Raw genomic sequence first — 22,717 nt, forward strand, 5'->3', positions numbered from 1 at the left:
TGCCCTACGACCTCGGGCCGACGTCGGCGGACGACGGCTCCACGGGGAGCGTCGTCGCGGCGTCGTCCGTCCGGGCGGGCGCACCTCGATCGAACCACGGACCGGCACCCTCGGCACGGTGCAGCACGTCCCACGGGAAGGCCTCCAGCAGGGGCGCCGGGTCCCACGGCAGCGACGCCGGCACGGGCTTGGCACGCAGCGCCCGGTCCAGGTCCTCGTGCCGCTCGATCCCGTCGCGGCCCGTCCCGAGCACGTAGTCGCGGAACTTGAGGTCCGGCTCGACCGTGGACTGGACGAGCGACACCGGGACGCCGAGCGACTCGGCCACGACGAGGCCGTGGAGCGAGGACGTGACCACGCGCTCGCTCGTGGCGATCGCGGCGAGCACGGCGTCGACGGGGTCCCGCGGGTCCACGAGGTCGGGGTGCGTCGACCACCGGTCGACCTCGTTGAGGTTGGGCACGACCGCGAGCGCCCGGCGCTTGTGCGCCGTGAGCCCGACGAGACCGGGCTCGAGCGTCGGCAGGAGGAGCGCCGGGTCGCCGTGGACGGACGGCGCGTCGACACCGCGACGGGCGAACCACTCCTGCGTCAGCGGTCCGCGGACGGCCCGGACGTCGACGTCGGCGAACCGGTACGCGGAGTCCGCGATCTTCCCGTTGACGCCCGACCCCCAGACCACGTCGCCGTCGCGGGCGAAGTGCACGATCGACCCCACGGTGAGCAGGCGGCGTCGACGGTCCGCGGAGACGGGCAGGCGTCGGGGTACCGGCCACGGACGCCAGCCCGCGGTGCCCGCGAGCGCCTCGGTGACCCGGGGGCCGAGGAGGTCCCCGAAGTTCTGCTTCCGGGGCGCGAGCGAGACGAGCCGGCCGAGACGGCTCCCTCCGCGCGTGGCGCGCGGGTCCCAGTAGACGAGTCGGGTCCTAGGCACGCTTCCTCCAGTGGTCGAGCGTCGAACGGAGTGCACGGACGTCCCGGCGCACGCCCGGCACGAGCAGCGAGGCGCCGAGCACGACGGCGCACGCGACGAGCAGCGCCCCCAGCTCGACCACCGGCGCGCCGATGCTCAGGACCGCGGCGACGGCGCGGACGACCAGGACGGTGGTGACGAGCACGACGACGGGGCGCACCGCGACGACGAGCAGGTCGCGGACGGCGATCCCGGTGCGCGGGAGGGCGACGACCGTGAGGGCGACCCAGTTCAGCGCGAGCCCGGCCGAGACGCCGACGGCGACCCCGGTCGCGCCCCAGGGGACGCCGGCGCACATCAGGCCGATCATCGCGACGCGCGAGACGACGGAGACCCGGAGCTGGACCCCGGTCTTGTCCCGCGAGACGAAGATCCAGTAGTAGACGTAGCCGAGCACCTGGAAGAGGCCGCCCACGGCGAGGATCGTGAACAACGACGGCGTCGCGGACCACCCCGGGCCGAGCAGGACCGCGAAGAGCGGGTCCGCCACCGCGACGGCGACCGCGAAGGCGCCGCCCAGCCCGTACACGAGGATGAGCTGGGCCCGCACGACGTAGCGCCCGTAGACGGCGTCGTCGTGGATCCGTGACAGCACCGGGAGCGCGACCCGGGTCAGGGGCGCGGCGACCTGCTGGAGCGGCATCCGGAAGAACTGGTAGGCGCGGTCGTACACGCCGACGACGGCCGCCCCCTGGAAACGTCCGAGCAGCACGGAGTCGACGTTCGCCGTCGCGTAGTTGAGCGCCTGGAGCGCGAGCGTGTTGCCCCCGAGGCGCAGGAACCGGCGCACCGAGACGCCCTTCCGGGGCAGGCCGGGACGCCACGACGACATCGCCACGATGACGACGAGCGCGCACACCGCCGCACCGAGCTGCTGGACCACGAGCGCCCAGATGCCCCCGCCGCCGAGGGCGACCGCGACGGCCGCGGCCAGGCCGGCCGCCTGAGCGGCGACGTCGACGACGGCGAGGCGCCCGAACGCGAACTCGCGCGCGGCGTTCGCGGAGAACTGCGCCCGCGCGGCCTGGACGACGAACAGGACGCTCATCGCCTGGACGACCGGGACCAGCGCCGGGATCCCGTAGAACGCGGCGATCGGCCAGGAGGCGAGGAGGACGGCCGCGCCGCACGTCGTGCCGAGCGCGAGGTTCAGCCAGAAGAGGTTCGTCCGCTCGTCGGCCGTGACGTCCTCCGCCTGGATCGACGCGGTCGAGAGGCCGGAGTCGCCGACGAGCAGGGCGAGCCCGACGAGCGCGACGACCATCGCGAAGCTCCCGACGTCGGCCGGGTCGAGCATCCGCGACAGCAGCACGACGCTCGCGACCTGGATGCCGAACCGCAGTCCCTGGCCCACGAACGTGGCCGTCGCGCCGCGGACCGCGACCTGGGCGTGCGTCATGCGCGCACCGCCCGTCCCGGCGGGCGCACGAGCTCGCGCGGCCCGAGGACCGTCTCCACCGCGTCGGCGTCCCCCGGCTCGGAGGTCGCCCGCCGCATGGTCCCGTGGAGGACCCCGGCGACGAGGAACAGCAGCTCGGTGACGGGCTGCTGCAGGAGACCCCAGCCGGTCGCGCCCACGACCACGACGCCCGCGGCGACCGCGAGGAACGCCCGGGCGGCGAGACCGGCGTCGCCGTCACGGCGCACGAGACGCAGCGCCGTCACCGCCGACGCGACGAGGGGGACGAGGAGGAGGGCTGCGCACACGAGACCGAGCTCGGCGACGGCGAGCAGGAGCGAGTTGTGGACGGGGTAGCCCGTCGCGGCCACGACGGGCTCGTGGCCGGCGGTCGCCGGGACGTAGTTGTTGGGTCCCGTGCCCCACCACGGGGACCTGCTGATCTGGCGGAGGCCCGCGTCCAGGAGCTCCGGACGGTCACCCCCCTCGCGGTCGACGCTGAACCGTTCGGCGAGCGAGCCGACGACCGGGTAGACCGCGACGAGGGCCGCGAGGAGCAGCGCCCACGTCCGGGCCCGCCCACCCGGCTGGAGGACGGTCCACACCACGAGGGCGGCCAGGAGCGCGACGACGTTGGCGCGCGAGAGCGTGGGGGCCGTCGAGAGGACCAGGACGACGACGGTCGCGGTCGCGCGTGCGCGGTCGGCGCGGTCGGCGGACCGGGTGAGCGGGAGCGCGAGCCCGAGCAGCAGCACCGCGAGCTTGCCGATCGTCGCGGGGTGGGAGAAGAGGCCCGAGGCACGTGCGGTCTCCGCCGCACCGCCGAGCAACGGCGTCTGCACGACCACGGAGACGCCGAGGACGACGGCGACGGCGAGCAGGGTGATGCTCAGCGTGCGCCGCGTGCCGGCGTCGGAGGCGAGACGGTCCGCGAGGCCGAGGCCGACGACCCAGGCCGCCGCGGTCGTCGCGAGGTGCAGGACTCCCGAGAGCACGTTCGGCTCGTGGGGCCAGACCAGGGTCCCGACGGCGAGCGCGACGAGGAACGGCAGCACGAGACCGGCACCCCGCGGTCGGCGCCGCGCGCTGACGAGCAGGTACAGGCAGATCGTCCAGAGGACGACCGCGTACGCCGTGAGCGCCGGGACCGCGCTGCTCGTGCCGACGGTCCACCGGTCGCTCGCCTCGCCGAGACCGACGAGGCGCACCGGGAGAACGGTGAGCGTCACGAGGAGCGCGACGAGCACGATCCGGTCCCGGGAACGGCTCGAGAGGACGAGCAGCGCCCCGACCAGGAGCACGACGGCGGCGGCGGCGCGCATCAGCGTCCCCGCACCGGGTCGAGGGTGCGGTACCAGTCGACCAGCCGCGCCGCGAGCACCGGCCAGTCGAGACCGTCGAGCGGCGGGCGGCCGGTCGCGGTGACCTCTGCCGCGAGGAGCGCCTCCTTCTCGAGCAGGCCGGGCGTGAGCGGGCCGACGAAGAGGCGGACCCACTCCTCGCCCATCGCCTCGCGGAGCTCGCGGAAGAGCGGGACGTCCGGGACGAGGACGGGCCGGTGGTGCGTCAGCGCGAGGAGCGCGCTGCCCGAGTTGGTGACGTCCTCGTACGGCAGCACGACGAGGTCGCAGGCACCGAGGTGCGTCGCGAGCTCCTCCTCGGTGAGACGGCGCGAGGTAGTCAGCAGCCGGCCGTCCTCCGGGGCCGCGGCGAGGGCGTCGCTCGACGCGGTGTCCTCGACGGCGCCCGCGACGAGGAGCCGGAGCGACGGCTCGGTCGTCGCGCGGAAGGCCTCCAGCAGCGCCGGGACCCCCTTGTACGCCCGGACCTTCCCGACGAAGGCGAGGACCGTGTCGTCCGGCGCGAGGCCCAGCACCGACCTCGCGTCCTCGCGCGGCACGCGTTCCGTGACGTCGCCGTAGTGCCCGTGCGGGACCACGGTCCCCGGGACCGCCCGGAGCCCCGGGTACCGGAGCAGCGCCGACGCGCGCGACGACTCGCTGAGGTAGTGGGCGCCGGACAGCGTCCGCACGAACCGGCGGAAGAACCACTCCTCGGCGCGACGGTTCCGGCCCTCGTGGTTCCCGAGGTTGTGGACGGTCCAGACCAGCGCGGTCCCGCGCCGTCGTGCCCACCGGGCGATGCCGACCAGGTACGCCGCACGCGCCCACGCACCGACCGCACCGGTGCCGGCGAACTGCAGGTCGGGCCAGTGCCAGAGCCAGACGTCGGCGGGCCGCAGCGGCGACCGCCGCAGGGAGAACTCGCGCACCCGGGCGCCCGACCGCTCGATGCCCTCGCTGAGGAGGTGCTGGAACGGGTTGTGGCCGCGGTTGCGACGGGCGGGCCACGACTCGACGACCCGGAGCGACGTCCCGCCCGCGAGCAGCCCTCCCAGCGCCGAGCCCCGCTCGCGAGCGGCGAACGCCCGGAGGCCGGCGGCGTGGAGCGCCGCCCGCGCGTCGGCGCGCGCGACCTCCCGCAGCGCCTCGGCCCACTGCTCGGGCCCGTCGGCGAGGAGGACGGGGCCGCGGCGCGCGAGGTCGCGCAGGACGGGCAGGTCCGACGCCACGACCGCGCGGCCGCGCGCCCACGCCTCCCAGACGACGACCGGGTTGAGCTCGAACCTGCTCGGCAGCACGACGGCGTCGCACCAGTCGAGCTGGGCCGCCAGGTCGTCGACGTGGCCGAGGAGCGTCACCGTGTGCGGCGGTCCCAGGTCCCCGGCGTTCTCGCGCAGCCAGCCGGCGAGCTCCCCCTCCCCCGCGACGCGGAGGTCGACGGGCACCGCCGACCGTGCCGTCCACGCCAGGAGCCGGTCGAGCCCCTTCTGGTGCGCGAGCCGTCCCGCGAACAGCAGGCGCACGCGGCCGTCGTGACGCTCGGCGTTCGACGCGGCGCCGCGCGAGCTCGCCGCGACGACGTTGCCCTCCTCGCGCACGACGTCGGCGCCGGCGAACCCCCGGTCCACGATCTCGCGGACCGCGAGCGCCGACGGAGCCGTCACGACGTCGCACCGACGCGTCCACCGGCGGGCGAGCACGTCCTCCACCCTCGCGAGCCGGTCCGCGCCGTCGGTCGACGGCAGCTGGTGGAAGCTCGCGACGCGCCGGGCGCCACGCGTCAGCGCGGCGGGCAGCAGGCCGAGGACGACGTGGCTGCCCCGCATGAGGGAGAAGACGACGGGCCGGCCGCGCAGGTGCGGCACCAGCCGCGCCGCGCCGACCACCGCGCCGACGGGCCCGCGCGGAGCCCGGAGGCGGACGTACTCCCGGGCGGCGTCGCGCACCGGCTCGTCGTTCCGGCAGCCGTCGAACACGCTCACCACGTCGACCGTGCCGGGACCGGCCTCGCGGAGCAGGCCGACGAGCGCGTGCTGCGCTCCCCCGCCCTCGAACCACGGGGCGACGACCAGCGGCGCGCGGTCGTCGCGACGGTGCGACCGTCGTCGCCGTCCGGACCGGGCCGCGAGGGTCCGCGCGAGCGCCAGCGGCCCGCTGGCCGCGAGGGCGGCGACGCGGCGGTTGGCGAGGTCCGCGCGCGCACGCATCGCGGCCGCTCCGGCCCGGATCTCGGGGTCGGTCATCGGGACGATCGGCACGCCGAGGTGGTCCGCGTAGCGGGAGCGCACCTCCTCCTTGCACCGCAGCGCCTGCTCCGCGTTGCGCGACGCCTTCCCGACGTGCACGCGGTACTCGCACGACGGCTCGTCGTGCTGGACGACCGCACCCTGGAGCGTGAGGCGCAGGACCGTCTCGAAGTCCTCGGCGTACCGCGGGCGCACGGGCTCCGGCTCCGCGGCGCGCGAGGCGAGCAGCGCCGAGACGCGCACGACCTGCGCCGCGGGGGGCCACGGTCCGACCCCGCGGCGGACGAGACCTGCCGTCGTCACGGGCCCCGGGTACGCCCCGCGCACGCGACGGCGACCGGTGGGCTCGACGAGCACGACGCGTCCCGCGACGGCGACCAGGTCCGGGGACTCCCGGAGCATCGCGAGCGACCTGCGGACGCCCGCGGCGAGGACCGTGTCGTCGGCGTCGAGGAAGAGGACGAACGGCGCCTCGACGGCGTCGAGCCCCCGGTCACGAGCGGCCGCCGCCCCCGCGTTGTCCTGGCGGACCACGACCGCGCCGGCCGCTCGCGCCACCTCACCGGTGCGGTCCGTGCTGCCGTCGTCGACGACGACCACCCGGTCCGCGACGTCGCGCGCCGACCGGACCGCCCGCGCGATCGTGGACTGCGCCTCGTACGCGGCGATGACGACGTCGAGCCCGGTCACGCCGGCACCTCGGTCGCCGCGCGCGCGACCCGGTCGCGGACGACCTCGACGACCTGGGCCCGCCGCGGGCCGAAGGTCGCGACGGCTTCGGCCATCCTGCGGTCGTAGTCCGCGCGGGCGCCCGGGTCGTGGCGCAGCGCGCGGACCTGCCCGGCGACCACGGCCGGGTCGAGGCTGCGGACGTTGTGGACGAGGTCCGAGAGCCCGAGGTCGCCGAAGGCTGCGAAGCCCTTGCGCTCGTACGACAGGTGGACCACGTAGTGACCCGCGCGGATCGCCATGAGCGCCGCGTGCATGCGCACGGCGACGACGACCCGGGCCGACGCCGGTGAGCCGACGAGCTCGTCGTACCCGAGCGTGGTGCCGGGCGCGAGCGAGGCCATCGCCGCCCGGTCGTCGTTGGCCCCGGCGGTGCTCTGGACGTACCCGTCGAAGGGACGCATCGCCTCGGCGAGCCGTGCGAGCGGTCGCGTGATGCCGCCGTCGACGTACCGCACCGAGAGGACCGGCAGGGCGGCCTCGTCGAACGGCAGAGCGCCCCGCCGGTCCACGTCGATGTCACCGAGCGCGAGGTCGGACGTGCGGACCACGTTGCCCAGCGCGAGCTCCGCGACGGTCCGGTCGTCGCGCGCGAGCACGACGTCGACCCCGCGCAGCAGCCGCCGCACGACCGGGCGCGACGGTCCGCGCAGCGGTCCCACCGACTGCGGCAGGTAGACCGTCGGCGCGGCGGTCCGTGCCGCCGCGGCGAGCTGCGGCAGGTGGACCAGGCCCGCCTTCACGGCCTCCAGCGGGCGCCCGAAGCGCAGGTAGCCGCCGCCGACGCCGAGCACGAGGTCGTACCGGTCGAGCGACCGCAGCAGCCGCAGGTAGTCGCGCGAGACGCCGCGCCGGCGGATCCCGGAGTCGACGACCGTCACGGGCAGGCCGCGGAACGTCTCGGGGTGGTTGGCGACGACGGTCACGTCCGCCTCGTCGCCCAGGACCTGGCGGACGACGTCGAGCGCGTGCTCGACGAGGAGCCCGTCCCCCTTGTTCGCCGCGCTGTACCCGTGGAGGACCACCGCGCTCGGCCGTCGCGTCGTCATGTCGTGCTCCTTGCTCGTCGGTCCGCGCGGGGTGCCGCGGGTCGCCCCACCCAGCGGCCGTAGACCTCGAGGAGCGCCTCCCGGTGGGCGTCGCGGGTCATCGACAGCGCGAGGGTCCTCGTCCGGTGCGCCAGGTCCGCCACGAGGTCGGGGTCGCCCAGGGCGCGGACGACGGCGACGGCCTCGGCCTCGGTCGTCACCCGGCGCAGCGACGTGTGGCGCACCGCCGGGATGTCGCGCACGACCACGGGGACCCCCTGCGCCGCCGCGTCGAGGACGCTCAGCGGGAAGCCCTCGTACACCGCCGAGTGCAGGTAGAGGTCGGCCTCGCCGAGAGCGTCCGCGAGGGCGAGGTCGTCCAGCCACCCGGTCACCTCGACGCCCGCGGACTCGAGCGCCCGGCGGGCGCCGCTGTCACCGTCCCCGATCCACCGGAAGCCGACGTCCGGGTCGGTCGCGCGGACCGCCTCCGCGACGCGCGCGAAGAAGCGCGGGTCCTTCTGCGGCGAGATGCGGCCCACCATCGCCACCGTGGACCGCGTCGTCCGGTGCTCGGGCCGGGACGAGGCCCGCGCGCCCGTCGAGCCGGCGTACCCCGCCCGTGTCTCCGCCGTCGGCGCGTCCACCGTCGGTGCGTTGACCACGGCCTCGACGGCCCGCGCCCCGAGGTCCCGCGCGAGCTCCTCCTCGCGCGGCGTGAGCGCGAGCACCGCCGCGGCGCGAGGTGCCATGAGCCGCTCGGCGAGCCGGTAGGCGCCCCGGACCGGTCGTGCGGCCGTCACGTCCTCGAACGCGAAGCAGTGCGGCTGGTAGAGGACGGGGGTCGCGAGGCGCGCCGCGCGGGCGTACACCCCGGCCCACGTCGAGTGGGCGTGGACCACGTCCGCCCCCGTCGCCCAGGCCACGCGCTCGATGCCGCGGACCCGGGACAGGAACCCGCGCGGCATGCGCCACTCGTCGTCCCCGAGACGTGCCGGTCCTCCGCCGCGCGCCGGGCAGAGGACGACGTGGTCGTACTCGGGGGTCGCCGCGACGGCCTGCTCGACCGCCCGGAGGACGCCCCCGCCGTCGCACTCGGTGACGTGGAGGACCGTGCCGGCCGCCCGGGACCCGCCCCGGCGGGCGGGGCGTGCCCCGTCAGTACGCACCGTCACGCCCCACCACCGCTCGCAGGGTCCGCAGCAGGATGAGCAGGTCCCCCGCCATCGTCCAGTTCTCCACGTAGTACAGGTCCAGCCGCACGCTCTCGTCGAGCGTGAGGTCGTTGCGCCCGGAGACCTGCCACAGCCCGGTGAGGCCGGGCTTGACGAGGAGCCGGCGGCCGATCTCGTCGTCGTACTGGTCGACCTCCAGCGCGACCTGCGGCCGCGGCCCGACGAGGCTCATCGACCCGCCGAGCACGTTGAAGAGCTGCGGGAGCTCGTCGATCGAGTACCGGCGCAGGAAGCGCCCGACCGGGGTGACGCGCGGGTCGACCTTCGGCTTGTAGAAGACGCCGACGTTCCCCCTCCCGAGGACGTCCTCGAGGCGCGACTCGGCGTCGACCACCATGGAGCGGAACTTCAGCACGGTGAACGGCTCGCCCTGCAGGCCGACCCGCTCCTGGCGGAAGAGGACGGGGCCGCGGCTGGTCGTGGCGACCGCGATCGCGGTCACGGCGAGCGGCACCGAGAAGAGCGCGATGAGCACGAGCGCGCCGACGACGTCGAACGTCCGCTTGAGCACGTGCTGCGGGCCCGAGTACCCCGGGGCCTCCACGTGGAGCAGCGGCAGCCCGGCGACGGGTCGCGTCCGGATGCGCGGGCCGGCGACGTCGGTCAGCGCGGGGGCGAGCACGAGGTCCGCGCCCCAGGGCTCGAGGTCCCACGCGAGCCGCTTGACGGTCCGCGGGGTGACGAGGTCGGAGCCCGTCACCATGACGGTGTCGGCGCGCAGGGGCTCGACGAGCCGCGCGGCGTCGCCCACGTCACCGACGACGGGCACGCCCGCCACGCGTTCCGCGGGCTCGACCGGCCCACCGGGGACGCACACCCCCACGACCTCGTAGCCCGTGTGGCTGGCCTTGCGCAGCTCCTCGACGAGGTGCGCCGCGCCCTCGCGCCCGCCGACGACGACGGTCTTGGAGCGGCAGCGGCCCTGCTCCCGGAGCCGGACGAGGCGCCTCCGTGAGGCGTACCGCCCGAGGAGGAGCAGCACGAGACCGACCGGCAGCGCGATCGCGACGTAGCCGCGCGCGAGGTCGTACTTCACGAGGTAGGCGACGATCGCCACGATGCCGAACACCGCCACGGTCGCGTTGACCACGCGGGCGTACTCCGGCGCGCCGGTCCCGAGGAGCCGGCCCTCGCGCGAGAACGCCATGCGCAGCGCGGTGAGCCACGCGGCGAGCAGCCCGAGCGAGATGGCGAGGTACTGCAGGTCGAGCGTCGTCCCGCCGATCCCGTCGAACCGGACGAGGTACGCCGTCGCGATCGCGGCGAGCACCGCGACCGTGTCGACGAGCGCGACCCGCCGCACGAGCCGCGTCTTCCAGCCCGGCCGCCGGTAGGCGCCGAGCGCGATCCGGACGAGCTGCCCGGTGTCGAACGGCGAGACGGCGCGTACCGCGTCGTCCGCCGGTGCGGTCCGGTCGAGGTCGACCGGACCGATCTCCTGGTCCTTCTCCAACGTCATGGTGCCCCCCGCGACGTCCGTGCTGCGGCAACGCCACGAGGACGCGGGGCCCGCCGGGAACGGCCGGGCCACGCGCCTGCACGTGCCGAGATGATGATGACCCGGATCTGGACGCCGTCGTCCCCGGGTCGGAACGGGCCGACGGATCGGTCCGTGAGAGAGGTGGTGGCGGCGCCCGCCTGCCGGCGGGCGCCGCCGTCGTCAGGCCCGGTTCCCGGCGCGGCGGTTGCGTGCCACGACGACCGCCGTCGCACCGCCCGCGACGAGGAGCGCCGCGCCGCCCAGGAGCAGCACGTCGTCCGAGCCGGTCTCCGCGAGACCGGAGCCGCCCGAGCCGGTGGCGCCGCTCGCGCCCGCACCGGAACCGTCCGTGCCGGCCCCGGCCCCGCCCGTGGAGTCGGACGCCACGACGACCTGCTGCGTCGACAGGACGGTGCCGTCGGCGTCCGTCGCGACGAGCGTGAACGCGCCGGGCTCCGCGAGGGTCACCGTGAACGACGCGAAGCCGTCCGTGGTGCTCTTCGTCAGCGCCTTCGTGCCGGCGATGCTGATCGCGCCGTCGGGCACGTCGGGCGAGGAGATGGTGAGCGTGATGGTCGGGTTGCCCGCGGGCCCGCCCACCGTGACGGTGAACGACTCGCCCGGCGCGGGCGTCGTCGTCGAGATGCCGACCTCGTACTCGTCGGCCTCGTAGGCGACGGCCGCGGCGGCCGGTGCGGCGGCGAGCGCCGCGGTGAGGAGGAGCATCGCTCCGGTACGTCGGATGTTCATGAAAATGGCCCCCTGCTGTGTGGACGACGCAGGGGACCAGCGGACACGCCACCCCGTCGTGGGACGCGCGCGTCCCGTCGACGGCCCCCTGCCGTGCGTCCTCAGGAGAACACACTCTCTCCACACACGGAAGTCGGGACGGTGTCCGACGTGGAACGGACACCAGGAGTTTTCCGCACGGAAACATCGCCGGGCTGGTGCTTGCCGCTCACGATCTCGTAGCGGAAAGTCGCCGATCCGCCGGGCGGGAGCGCCACGGTGCGCCCGCCGACGACGAGCCCGTCGTGCACCTGGGAGAAGAGACCAAGATCACTCTCGTCGCCGCCGGTGCCACGGATCGCGCCGTACGACGGCGCGTACACGAGCAGGTTCGTGCGGATCGTGCCGTCGCCGTCCCGCTCGCCCGTCACGTAGCCCGGCAGGGTCGCCGCGTCGTCGGGCGTGAGGGTCGACGTGAGCGTCACGGCGGCCGTGAACTGCTGCGACCCGTCGGGCCGGCACGTGACGTCCTCGATCGCGACGGACGTGTCGAGGTAGTACCCGACCTTCGCCGCGGACGACGCGTTGAGGTACACCCCGACGACGGGTGACGACTCGCCGGCGGGCGAGCTGGTGGAGCCCTGCAGCTCGCCCGACAGGACGGTCCCGGCGAGGCGTCCCTGCTCCCCGTCGTCCGCCGACCACACGAGCAGCCGACCCTCGCGCGCCGACTGCGCGAGCGCGCCCACGACCCGGGCGGGGTCCGCCGCCGCGGGGTCGGTCAGCGCGCGGAACACGGCGTCGGCCGCACCGGCGAGGACGACGTCCTGCACCGCCGGGTCCTCGTACCGCTGGTAGACGCCGTTGAGCAGGAACGACGCCGCGTCGTCCCCCGTGATCGTCACCTCGGCGCCCAGCGGGTCGCCGAACGTCACCGGGCCGGTGGCGCCCAGCATGCCCTGCAGCGCGACCGGGTCGACGGCGAGGACGCCGTCGACGGTCTGGCCGGTGCGATCCGCCCAGATCGACCGCGCGACCTGCGCAGCGCGGGGGAAGTCGGGCGTGGACGTGGCGTTGAGCATGAAGCGCCCCAGGTCGTCGCCGAAGAGCGCCTCCTCGGCGCTCGCGAGCTCGACCACGCTGGACTCGTACCCGCCGAGCTCGTTCCCCGGACGCACCTCGACGAGCGCGACCCTGCCGTCCTCCGCCCGCAGGTGCAGCACGGAGCCCGCGATGCCGCCGACCGCGCGCGGCTCGGCGTTGTTCTGGACCAGGACGAGGTAGTCCCGCGGCCCGTCGGCCCCGAGCATCGGCGGCAGGAGGTCGACGGCGCGCGCGGCGGTCGCCGTCGACGCGCGGACGTCGCGCAGCTGGTCCCGCAGGTCCGCCACCGGCCCCGCGAGCTGCGGCACCAGGGACCGCGTGTCGATGGCCGTCACGGCCTCCAGCGCGGAGGCGACGGCCCCGTCCGCCGCGATCACGTCGGCCTGCGCCTCCTCGAGCGGCGCGAGGTCGACCGCGCCGCCCCGCGGGGCGAGACGTCCGGGGTCGGCGGCCTCCGCGGCGGCGGCGAGGCGGGGCAGCGCGTCCGCGGCGAGGCGGTCGACCGCGCCGGCGGGCAGGCCCACCGCGCCCGCGGCCTCCCCCACCACCCGCAGCGCCCGGGCGACCCGCCCGTGCGGCCCCCCCGGCCGCCCCCCCCCCGGCGGCCCGGCCCCCCCGCGCGGGGGCGGCCCGGCCCCCCCCCGGGTCCGCCCCGCCCCCCCCGCCGCCGCCGGCGCGGACCCCCACGCCGCCCCCCGCCTCGACCGCGGACGCGAGCGTGAGCTGCTGCGTGGAGGCCCCTCGCGCCACGAGCAGGCCTACCTCGCCGGCGCGGGTCTGGGCGAGCAGACGGGCCACCTGGACGAGGGCGACGACGCTCACCACGAGCAGGAGCAGCACCGGCACGAGCGTGACGGCGCTCGCCGCGCGGAGCGCGGCCCGCGCCTCGTCCGCGGTCGCCGCGAGCTCGCCGGCGACCGTCAGACCGCGCACGGCGACGGTGTCGTCGTCGCGCAGCCCACCGCGCAGCGCGGTCGCCCCGGCGGCGATCTCCGCGAGGTCGGCGGGCTGGACCCGGGCGGCGTCGGGCACGACGGTCCAGCGGACGAAGGGGGTCGTGCCGAGCGCGTCGAGCGCGTCCTGCGTCACGACGAGCGGTCCCAGGACCGATCCGTCGGCACCCGCGACGGAGAGGGGGTCGTCGAACCACCGCGGGTCGGCCGCGTCGGTGGGACGCCAGGTCCCGACGACGGTCAGCCGAGCACCGGGCTCGGCCTCCGGATCGGTCTCGGAGCGGTCCACGACGACCACGTCACCGACCACGACGCCCAGCGCTGACGCGGCGTCCGCGTGCATCGCGGTCTCGTCCGGCGCGGACGGCCAGGTGCCGTCGACCTCGCCGACGTCCTTCAGGGCCGGGTCGACCTCGAGGACGGCCCGGGTGGGCTCCTCGCCCACGGCGTCCGATCCGTCGGACGCCGGGACCACGAGCGGCAGGGGCTCCGTCCGCACGGTGCGGTGCACCGTGAGGGGGACCCCGGACAGGTCGCTCGCGACCACCTCGCGCACGCGCGCGTCCTGGGCCTGCGGGTCGGCCGCGACCCGGGTCTGGACCTGCACCGCCCGGGCCGTGGCGGTCGCGCCGTCCAGGGCGTCCCGCGCCCCCGCGGTCGCCGACGACTGGACGTGACCGACCGTCGTCCCGACGGTCGCGACGATGATCGCCGCGAGCAGCAGGATCGTCGCGAGCAGGCCCGACTGGGCGCGGGAGCGTCGGCGCGCGAGCGCTGGTGCTCTCACTGCGGCACCCCTCCTCGGGTGGCGTCGTGCGGCGGTCCGGGCCGGCGCGAGGCGCCGGCCCGGACGTCGGTCAACCGGAGAAGCCGCCGGCGCCGCCGCCCCGGAGCGACGGGTTGCCCTCGGGGTTCGCGGACGCCGCCAGGGGCTCGAACGGCGTCACCGGGTCCTGCAGCTCGGTCGCCCGGTCGCCCAGCGACGCGAGGAGCGCGTGGCGCGCCTCGCGACGGCGCCGCTGCTCGCCCGGCTCCGGCACGGGAGCGGCCGCGAGGAGCCGCTTCGTGTACTCCTCCCGCGGGTCGTGCAGCACGTCGGCGCGCAGGCCCTGCTCGACGATCCGGCCGTTCTGCAGCACGACGACACGGTGCGCGAGCAGGTCGATGACCGCGAGGTCGTGGCTCACGAACAGGCACGCGAACTGGTAGCGCTCCTGGAGGTTCGTGAACATCTGGAGGACGCTCGCCTGCACCGAGACGTCGAGCGCCGACGTCGGCTCGTCCGCGACGAGCAGCTCCGGGTCGAGCGTCAGGGCGCGGGCGATGCTCACGCGCTGCCGCTGACCGCCGGACAGCTCGTGCGGGTAGCGGTTGAACGCGCTGCGGGGAAGCTCGACGGCGTCGAGCAGCTCGTAGACGCGGGCCTGCTGGGCCTTCGCGTCGCCGACCTGGTGCACGACGAGCGGCTCGGCGATGCAGTCGCCGACCGGCATGCGCGGGTTGAGCGACGCCGCCGGGTCCTGGAACACGACGCCGATCCGCCGGCGCATGGCCTTGAGCTGGCCCTTGCTCATCCGGCCGAAGTCGTCGCCGAAGATCGAGACCGACCCGCTCGCGGCGGGGATGAGCCCCAGCGCGCAGCGGCCGATGGTCGACTTGCCCGAGCCCGACTCGCCGACCAGACCGACGATCTCGCCCTTGCGCACCTGGAACGACACGTCGTCCACGGCGCGGAACGGCGGCTTGCCGAGACGCTGGTACTCGATGACGAGGTTGCGCAGGTCGAGCGCGGGCGCCTCCACGGACTCCGGGACCGGGACGGCGTCCTCGGTCGCGGTGCCGAACTGCCCCCGGCCCGCGCCCAGGTGCGGCACCGACCCCAGCAGGCGCTTCGTGTACTCGTGCTGCGGGTGGTTGAGGACCTGGTCGGCCGTGCCCATCTCGACGAGGTCGCCCTTGAGCATCACCGCGACGCGGTCGGCCATGTCGGCGACCACGCCCATGTTGTGGGTGATGAGGAGGATGCCCGTGTTGAGCTTGTCCTTGAGCGACCGCAGCAGGTCGAGGATCTCGGCCTGGACCGTGACGTCGAGCGCGGTGGTCGGCTCGTCGGCGATGATCACCTTGGGGTCGCACGAGATCGCGAGGGCGATGACGACGCGCTGGCGCTGACCGCCCGAGAGCTCGTGCGGGTACTGCTTGAGGCGACGCTCCGGCTCGGGGATGCCGACCATGCGCAGCAGCTCGGCCGCGCGCGCGTCCGCCTGCTTGCCGAACGCGATGCCGTGGAGCTGCAGCGCCTCCGCGAGCTGGTCGCCGATCGTGAGGACCGGGTTGAGCGCGGTCATGGGCTCCTGGAAGACCATGGCCACGTCGTTGCCGCGCATGCGCCGCAGGGCGCGCAGGTCGAGGTTGTTGACGACCTTGTCCCCGACGCGGATGGTGCCCGCGACCTTGGCGTTCTTCGGGAGCAGACCCAGCGCCGTCATCGACGTGACGGACTTGCCCGACCCGGACTCGCCCACGAGGGCGACGACCTCGCCCGGCCGGACGTCGAGCGTGATGCCCTTGACCGCGTGGACGGTGCCGAACTCGGTGCCGAACCGGACGTCGAGGTCCTCGAAGGACAGCACGGCGTCCGAGCGGAAGCCGGCCGAGTCCTCGGTGGAGATGTCGATCGTCGTCATCAGGCCTTGCTCCTGTTCTGGCGGGGGTCGAACGCGTCGCGCAGGCCGTCGCCGAGGAAGTTCACCGAGAGGGCGATCGTGAGGATCATGATGCCCGGCCACCAGAAGAGCCACGGGCGGGTGGTGAACGCGTTCTGGTACTGCGAGATGAGCAGGCCGAGCGACGTGTCGGGCGCCTGCACGCCGAAGCCGAGGTACGACAGCGACGTCTCGAGGAGGATCGCGGACGCGATGGCCAGCGTCGCGGAGACGATGATGACGCCGATCGCGTTCGGCAGGATGTGCTTCGTGATGATCCGGCCGGGACCGGTCCCCACGGCGCGCGCCGCCATGACGAACTCGCGCTCGCGCAGGGACAGGACCTCGCCGCGCACGAGGCGAGCGAGGCCCGTCCACGTGACCAGGCCGAGCACGGCGGTCAGGGCCCAGATGCCGCCGCCGGCCATCTTGCCGAGCACGGCCGCGAAGACGAGGAGCGGGATGATGATGAACAGGTCGGTGACGCGCATGAGCAGCGCCTCCACCCAGCCCCGGTAGTAGCCCGCCAGCGCACCGATGAGGGTGCCGAGGAACGTGGAGATGAGACCCACGCCGAGCGCGATGGTCAGGGACTGCTGCGTGCCGCGCATGACGAGCGCGAAGTAGTCCTTGCCGACCGTGTCCTGGCCGAACGGGTGCGCCCAGGACGGGCTTCCCCCGTTCACGACCGTGCCCGCGAGGGAGTAGTCGTGCGGCCACCAGCCGGGGATCGGGCCGATGCCGATCGACGTGAAGGCCACCACGAACACGACGGCGAGCACGACGAGCGAGGTCATCGCTCCCTTGTGCCGGAAGAACCGGCGGCGCACGAGCTGGCCCTGGCTGTAGGACTTGTCGTCGTGGGGGTCCGACTCGACGGCGATCGCCGTCGACTTCGACCCCTCGGCGTCGATCCCCTGCACCGTGGGGATCACCTCGAAGGACTGGTCGCCCCTCTGGGCGCGGTCGTCGTTACTCATCCCGGCCTCCGGGTGTCGCTGCGCGGGTCGTGCAGGTCGTGCGCCCGCTCGTCGGTGTCTGCGTGCCGGGCGTGCGCACCGGCTGGTCCGTCGTCTGTGCCGTCGCCATCCCGGTCACCGCCGGATCCGCGGGTCGAGGTACGCGTAGGCGATGTCGGCGAGCATGTTCATGAAGATCGCCGCGACCGCCGTCACGAGGAAGAACGCCATGACGGGGTTCGGGTCGACGTTGTCGAGACCGGTCTTGAACAGCTCGCCCATGCCCTTCCACCCGAAGACCGTCTCGGTGATGACCGCGCCGCCGATGAGGCCGGCGAAGTCGAACGCGACGATCGTCGTGATGGGGATGAGGGCGTTGCGGAACGCGTGCTTGGTGATCACCGCGCGCTCCGACAGGCCCTTGGAGCGGGCCGTCCGCACGTAGTCCTGACCCATGACCTCGAGCATCGACGAACGCGTGTAGCGGCTGTACGACGCGACCGAGATCAGGGTGAGCAGGATGGTGGGGAGCAGGAGCTGCGCTCCCTTGTCGAGGAACGACTCCCAGAACCCCCCGGTGAAGTTCGGCGTCTCGGAACCGATCGTCGAGATGGGGCGGGACTTGAGGTCGAGGAAGCTCGAGAAGTGCGCCATCGCGATGTCCGCGACGATGAGGACGCTCATGATGACGCCCGTGACCGTGGACGCGAACATCGCCTGGCGGCGGGAGTAGCCGCCCCAGAGGTAGCCGACGAGCATCGACAGCGCGATCGCGAGCACGAAGAGCCCGATGAGGACGAGCCAGCCGCTCGGCTCCACGAGGATCCCGGCGAAGGCGAAGTACGAGGCCACGCCGACGACCACGGTCGTGAGCGTCGCGTAGAGCACGCGACGGTTCGCGAGCCCGGTCACGAGGGACGTGACGAGGACCGCCGCACCGGCCCCGAAGAGCGTGACGACGACCGGGCCCATGAACGGGTTGCGGTACCAGTCGATCGAGTTGAAGACGAACATCACGACGGTCACGAAGACGAACGTCGCGCCGGCGGTCAGCAACCGGCGCCGCAGGTCCCCGCCGAGCACGGCCTGCAGCAGGAACCCGAGCAGGGCCGCGATCAGCAGGATGGCCGGTGGACTCACCAGGCCCTCGGCGATCCAGTCGTTGAAGCGGATCGCGCCGTACTCCTTGAGCAGCACGGCCGCCCAGAAGACGGGGAGCGAGAAGAAGAGGAAGGCACCGAACGTGACGGTGTAGTCGAAGCCGGAGTACTGGCGGATCGCGGTGAGGATGCCGAGCGCGACGCCGACGATGATCGCGAGGACCGTCGCGAGGACCACGAGGCGCAGCGTCGAGCTCGCGGCCTGGCCGAGGAGGACGCCGACGTCGCGGTTCGTCCGGTCGACGCCGAAGTCGCAGTTGAGGGTGACGCAGCCGAGGACGCCGCGCAGCCAGTTCCAGTAGCGGACGAGGGCCGGTTGGTCCAGGCCCATGAACTCGGTGCGTGCAGCGATGAGCTGGTCGCGGTTCTCTGCGTTCGACTCCCGGAGATCCTCGAGGGGGTCACCCGAGTTGATCACCATGATGTACAGGAGGAATGACGCGCTGAGGAGCACCAGGAACGAGATCCCGATGCGCCGCAGGATGAATCTGAGCACGGGTTTACCCTTCAAGCCTGGCGCCGGTCGGGCGCCTGCTCCGTGTGGGACAGCAGATCACTGTATGCCACCGGTGGACGTCTTCCGTCATCGCAGCCGTCCGAGCACCTCTGTGGGGCAGGAGGAGGACCTCCTGCCCCACAGGGTGCTCGGTCGGAGCGAGCTCACGGAGCGTGTGCTACCGGGAGCGGGTCACGCTCAGCTGGCGCGCGCCCACTGCTCCGCGTTCCAGACGACCGTGCTCTGCGTCGCGGTGTCGCGGACGTTCTGCAGGTCGGAGTTGTACGCCACGACGCCCGGGTGCGCGAACACCGGGATGCCGAACAGCGTGTCCCAGAGCTGCTTCTCGATGATCTTGGTCTGCTCGAGGTGCACCTCGGGGTCGACCGAGGACGCGAGCGTGTCCCACGCCTCGTCGACGACGGGGTCGCTGTACTCGCCGTAGTTCTGCGGCTGGCCGGTCGCGTAGATGTTCTGGCCCGAGGCGATCTGGCCCGAGCCGGCCCACGCGAACAGCGCGACCTCGTAGTCACCGTTCGGCAGCGTGTTGTCGAAGAAGTCGGCAGCACCGACGTCCTGGATCTGGAACCCGGCCTGGTCGCAGCTGGACTTGATGAGGGCGACCTGGTCGGCACGACGCGGGTTCGGCGCGGAGTAGCCGATGCGGACCGTGACGGGCGTCGTGACGCCGGCCTCGGCGATCTTGGCCTTCGCGGCGTCGATGTCGACCTCGTCGTAACGACCGTCGTACGACTCGGAGACGACCGCCTCGTAGTTCTCCTGGAAGGGGAAGACCTCACGGGCGTTCATGACGACCGCGTCGGGGTTGATCGGCGAGATGAGGTTGTCGATGATCTGCTGGCGCGGCACGCACAGCGCGAACGCCTCGCGCAGCGGCAGGCTGTCGGCGAAGACGTTGCCCTCGCGGAAGTTGAAGTCGAGGTGCTCCCACGTGAGCGACGAGCCCGTGACGACCGTGACGGAGTCGCCGATCGCCTCGAGCTGGCCGAGGGTGTCGACCGTCGCCTGCGGCTCGATGACGTCGAGGTCACCGTTCTGCAGGGCCTGGACGTGCGTGTCGGCTGCGGTGAACCGGAACGTCAGCTCCTTGGTCGCCGCGGGGGTGCCCCAGTACTCCTCGTTCGCGGTGAGCGTGAGGGACTGACCGGCGGTCCAGCCGTTCTCCTTGAACACGTACTGGCTCGACGACGGCACGAGGGCCGGGTCGGGCAGCTCGCCGGAGGCGGAGAGCCAGCCGGTGTTCCAGAACTCGGCGACCGGCGCGAGCGCGGTGTAGTCGCGGTCACGGATCGCGGTGACGAGCTCCTCGGTCGACATGCCGGCCTGCTCGGCGGCGACGTGCGCCGGCATCGGCGCCTCGACCTGGATCTCCCAGTCCGCGTAGACCGTCGGGTAGTCGAGCACGAACTCCTTGCCGTCCGCGTCGCCCTGCGGGCCCTCGGGGACGTACTCGCCGTAGGTCAGGCCGGAGACGTGGTTGAACAGACCCGTCGCGGGGTCCTCCTCGCTCGGGACGGACTGCGCGCCCCAGCTGAGCACGAAGTCGGCGACCGTGACGTCGGTGCCGTCGGACCACTTGGCGTCGTCCGCGATGGTGTACGTGACCTGCAGCGGGTCCTCGTTCGTGACCTCGTACGTGCCGAAGGTCTCGTCGTGGCAGATGGTGCCGTCGGTGCCGAAGTACCAGAAGCCGCCGAGGATGCGCTCGGTCACGACGCTGTTGTACGTCGAGTAGGTCTCGGGGGTCACCGAGTTGTAGCCGAGGAACTCGTCCTCGCCGACGGAGAACGAGACGTTGCCGTCAGCGGTCTCGGTGACGCCGGTGTCCTGCTTGCAGGGGTCGTCCGGGTCGACCTCGGCAGCCGCGGAGGTCTCCGTCGACTCCGGCTCCTCGTCGTTCCCCGCGGGGCTCGAGCACGCTGAGAACAGCAGTGCTCCCGTGGCCGCCACCGCGATGGCAGCGCTCGTGCGCCTGATCTTCAATGTTCCTCCTCCAAGGGATGGTGAGCACGGCATCGGTCGTCATGTCGCCCTCGGCCGCCCCGCCGTCGCGCCGCCCGGATGTGAGCCGGTGCGCGCGGTCGGGTGACGCCCACCACGGTTTCGGGCAACGCTACCTACCAAGTTGCGGCAGTTCTCCCATGTGCCCGGTTGCGGAGGGCGATCGTTACCGAGTTGATACTGGGCGGTACGACACGGCTGCACGGGGGAAATCGCGAGGAAATCGCGGCGAAACACCCGCTCACGTGCCGTGACGTGCGTCACGGCTTCTCACCATGTGGCGAGGCGCAAGACCGGTGCCCGAGCCTCCTCCGACGACGATGTCGGGCTCAGGCGAGCGGACGTCCCGGGTCGCCGTTGGCCAGCCGCCCGTCGTCGCGGCGTCGTGCCAGGGTCCGGGGCCCGAGGGCCGGGTCGGGCAGCGTGAACCGCTCGTGCCGGTCTGCGTCGTGGAGCGAGGCACCGCAGCACGGGCAGGTCCGGCGGCGACGCGACCAGAGCCTCGGCGACACGGCCTCCTCGGGGGCGTCAGACGTTGAAGCGGAACTCGACCGCATGTCGTCATCGATCAACGTCAGAAGTCCGAGTCGGCCAGGCCCAGCTCTCGCCACTTTGCCGTCGCCTCGTCTCTCGGCAGCCAGGCAAACTCGAAGATGCACCGGGGACCAGTCCGGGTGTAGCGGACCCGCCTGCCGAAGAGGCCTCGGCGCTCCAGTCGGATGCTTGGCCCGAAGTGGTCGAGCACACCGGCTTCCAGATCGCGAACGGTGTACCAGCCGGGTCCGTAGTCCTCGAAGGATCGCTCCTTGGTTCCGTCGGTCCAGACAATGACGAACCACGGCCATGGCGAAGTAGACGGGAACTTGATCTCGCCTACGACGCTGGCGAGATGACCTTTTGAGACGCCGTCGATCGTGAGCGTGCCGACTCCATGGTCGTAGGCGCGAAGCTGCGGATCGGGCAGGACGTACTCGGTGTCACCGGACCACAGCCGGTCTCCACGGGCTCCACCCATGCCGGCGATTATGCACGTTCTTCGCGACTGTGGCTGATCTCGAGCTAGACGTTGAACCTGAACTCGACCACGTCGCCGTCGGCCATGACGTAGTCCTTGCCCTCGATGCGCGCCTTGCCCGCGGCACGCGCCGCCTGGACCGAGCCCGCCTCGACGAGGTCGTGGAACGAGACGACCTCGGCCTTGATGAAGCCGCGCTCGAAGTCCGTGTGGATGACGCCCGCCGCCTGCGGTGCGGTCCACCCCTTGCGGATGGTCCACGCGCGCGACTCCTTGGGGCCGGCGGTGAGGTAGGTCTGCAGGCCGAGGGTGTCGAAGCCGACCCGCGCGAGCTGGTCCAGCCCGGGCTCCTCCACACCCGACTCGGCGAGCATCTCCTTCGCCTCGTCCGGCTCGAGCTCGACGAGCTCGGACTCGAACTTGGCGTCGAGGAAGATCGCCTGCGCGGGCGCGACGAGGGCGCGCAGGCGGTCCTGCATCGCCTCGTCCGCGAGGCCCGCGTCGTCGGTGTTGAACACGAAGATGAACGGCTTCGCGGTGAGGAGCTGGAAGCTCGCGACGTCCGCGAGGTCGAGACCTGCGTCCGCGGCGCCCTGGTACAGCGTGCGTCCGGACTCGAGGACCTGCTGCGCCTTCTTCCCGGCGTCGACGAGCGCCGGGTCGCCCTTCTTGATCCTCGCCTCCTTCTCGAGGCGCGGGAGCGACTTCTCGAGGGTCTGGAGGTCGGCGAGGATCAGCTCGGTGCTGATGGTCTCCATGTCGCCCTCGGCGTCGACGGACCCGTCGACGCGCACGACGTCGGGGTCGGAGAACACGCGCGTCACCTGGCAGATCGCGTCGGCCTCGCGGATGTTGGCGAGGAACTTGTTGCCGAGGCCCTCGCCCTCGCTCGCGCCCTTGACGATCCCCGCGATGTCGACGAACGACACGGTCGCCGGGAGGATCTTCTGGCTGCCGAAGATCTTCGCGAGCTCGTCCAGCCGCGGGTCGGGCAGCGGCACGACGCCCACGTTCGGGTCGATCGTCGCGAACGGGTAGTTCGCGGCGAGCACCTGGTTGCGCGTCAGGGCGTTGAAGAGGGTGGACTTGCCGACGTTGGGCAGGCCGACGATGCCGATAGTGAGAGCCACGGGCCACCATC

15 protein-coding genes are annotated in these 22,717 nt (G+C 73.4%); all 15 read right to left on the reverse strand.

The features are described from left to right. Positions 1-4: 4 nt before the first annotated feature. Positions 5-934, reverse strand: coding sequence for a polysaccharide pyruvyl transferase family protein (locus tag ACWPWV_RS00635; RefSeq protein WP_454041074.1), 930 nt, complete (start codon positions 932-934; stop codon positions 5-7). Beyond that, on the reverse strand, positions 927-2,372 hold the full coding sequence (locus ACWPWV_RS00640) for a lipopolysaccharide biosynthesis protein (RefSeq protein ID WP_454041075.1): 1,446 nt from the start codon (positions 2,370-2,372) through the stop codon (positions 927-929). Before ACWPWV_RS00640 ends, ACWPWV_RS00635 begins: the two co-directional genes overlap by 8 nt. Further along, on the reverse strand, positions 2,369-3,694 hold the full coding sequence (locus tag ACWPWV_RS00645; RefSeq protein WP_454041076.1) for an O-antigen ligase family protein: 1,326 nt from the start codon (positions 3,692-3,694) through the stop codon (positions 2,369-2,371). The genes ACWPWV_RS00640 and ACWPWV_RS00645 overlap by 4 nt, the downstream gene beginning before the upstream one ends. Next, positions 3,694-6,651, reverse strand: a complete 2,958-nt coding sequence (locus tag ACWPWV_RS00650) for a glycosyltransferase (protein WP_454041077.1) — start codon at positions 6,649-6,651, stop codon at positions 3,694-3,696. Before ACWPWV_RS00650 ends, ACWPWV_RS00645 begins: the two co-directional genes overlap by 1 nt. Further along, positions 6,648-7,739, reverse strand: coding sequence for a polysaccharide pyruvyl transferase family protein (locus ACWPWV_RS00655; protein ID WP_454041078.1), 1,092 nt, complete (start codon positions 7,737-7,739; stop codon positions 6,648-6,650). The genes ACWPWV_RS00650 and ACWPWV_RS00655 overlap by 4 nt, the downstream gene beginning before the upstream one ends. Continuing rightward, positions 7,736-8,893, reverse strand: coding sequence for a glycosyltransferase (locus tag ACWPWV_RS00660; RefSeq protein ID WP_454041079.1), 1,158 nt, complete (start codon positions 8,891-8,893; stop codon positions 7,736-7,738). The genes ACWPWV_RS00655 and ACWPWV_RS00660 overlap by 4 nt, the downstream gene beginning before the upstream one ends. Next, positions 8,877-10,412: a sugar transferase gene (locus ACWPWV_RS00665; protein WP_454041080.1), complete on the reverse strand. Its 1,536-nt coding sequence runs from the start codon at positions 10,410-10,412 to the stop codon at positions 8,877-8,879. Before ACWPWV_RS00665 ends, ACWPWV_RS00660 begins: the two co-directional genes overlap by 17 nt. 201 nt (positions 10,413-10,613) lie before the next feature. After that, positions 10,614-11,183, reverse strand: a complete 570-nt coding sequence (locus ACWPWV_RS00670) for a peptidase (protein WP_454041081.1) — start codon at positions 11,181-11,183, stop codon at positions 10,614-10,616. Between the two features lie 101 nt (positions 11,184-11,284). Further along, positions 11,285-12,811 carry a DUF4012 domain-containing protein gene (locus ACWPWV_RS00675; RefSeq protein WP_454041082.1) on the reverse strand — a complete coding sequence of 509 codons (1,527 nt, stop codon included), beginning with the start codon at positions 12,809-12,811 and terminating at the stop codon, positions 11,285-11,287. 1,265 nt (positions 12,812-14,076) lie between these two features. Continuing rightward, positions 14,077-15,906 carry an ABC transporter ATP-binding protein gene (locus ACWPWV_RS00680; protein WP_454041083.1) on the reverse strand — a complete coding sequence of 610 codons (1,830 nt, stop codon included), beginning with the start codon at positions 15,904-15,906 and terminating at the stop codon, positions 14,077-14,079. Further along, positions 15,906-16,904 carry an ABC transporter permease gene (locus ACWPWV_RS00685; protein WP_454041084.1) on the reverse strand — a complete coding sequence of 333 codons (999 nt, stop codon included), beginning with the start codon at positions 16,902-16,904 and terminating at the stop codon, positions 15,906-15,908. Before ACWPWV_RS00685 ends, ACWPWV_RS00680 begins: the two co-directional genes overlap by 1 nt. 114 nt (positions 16,905-17,018) lie before the next feature. Next, the gene (locus ACWPWV_RS00690; protein ID WP_454041085.1) at positions 17,019-18,539 is read right to left on the reverse strand and encodes an ABC transporter permease; all 1,521 of its coding nucleotides are present in this window, start codon (positions 18,537-18,539) and stop codon (positions 17,019-17,021) included. Positions 18,540-18,737: 198 nt separating this feature from the next. Further along, a complete protein-coding gene (locus tag ACWPWV_RS00695) occupies positions 18,738-20,543 on the reverse strand; it encodes an ABC transporter substrate-binding protein (RefSeq protein ID WP_454041086.1) in 1,806 nt (601 codons plus the stop codon). A gap of 592 nt (positions 20,544-21,135) precedes the next feature. Next, a complete protein-coding gene (locus ACWPWV_RS00700) occupies positions 21,136-21,576 on the reverse strand; it encodes a hypothetical protein (protein ID WP_454041087.1) in 441 nt (146 codons plus the stop codon). A gap of 44 nt (positions 21,577-21,620) precedes the next feature. Further along, positions 21,621-22,706: a redox-regulated ATPase YchF gene (ychF, locus tag ACWPWV_RS00705; protein WP_454041088.1), complete on the reverse strand. Its 1,086-nt coding sequence runs from the start codon at positions 22,704-22,706 to the stop codon at positions 21,621-21,623. Between the last annotated feature and the right edge of the window lie 11 nt (positions 22,707-22,717).

It is taken from the genome of Cellulosimicrobium sp. Marseille-Q8652, from assembly GCF_965112045.1.

Bases quoted from the DNA above. Each gene is read 5' to 3' on its own strand.
- ACWPWV_RS00640 (WP_454041075.1), bottom strand. From the start codon at position 2,372: ATGACGCACGCCCAGGTCGCGGTCCGCGGCGCGACGGCCACGTTCGTG.
- ACWPWV_RS00645 (WP_454041076.1), bottom strand. From the start codon at position 3,694: ATGCGCGCCGCCGCCGCCGTCGTGCTCCTGGTCGGGGCGCTGCTCGTC.
- ACWPWV_RS00655 (WP_454041078.1), bottom strand. From the start codon at position 7,739: ATGACGACGCGACGGCCGAGCGCGGTGGTCCTCCACGGGTACAGCGCG.
- ACWPWV_RS00665 (WP_454041080.1), bottom strand. From the start codon at position 10,412: ATGACGTTGGAGAAGGACCAGGAGATCGGTCCGGTCGACCTCGACCGG.
- ACWPWV_RS00670 (WP_454041081.1), bottom strand. From the start codon at position 11,183: ATGAACATCCGACGTACCGGAGCGATGCTCCTCCTCACCGCGGCGCTC.
- ACWPWV_RS00680 (WP_454041083.1), bottom strand. From the start codon at position 15,906: ATGACGACGATCGACATCTCCACCGAGGACTCGGCCGGCTTCCGCTCG.
- ACWPWV_RS00685 (WP_454041084.1), bottom strand. From the start codon at position 16,904: ATGAGTAACGACGACCGCGCCCAGAGGGGCGACCAGTCCTTCGAGGTG.
- ACWPWV_RS00700 (WP_454041087.1), bottom strand. From the start codon at position 21,576: ATGGGTGGAGCCCGTGGAGACCGGCTGTGGTCCGGTGACACCGAGTAC.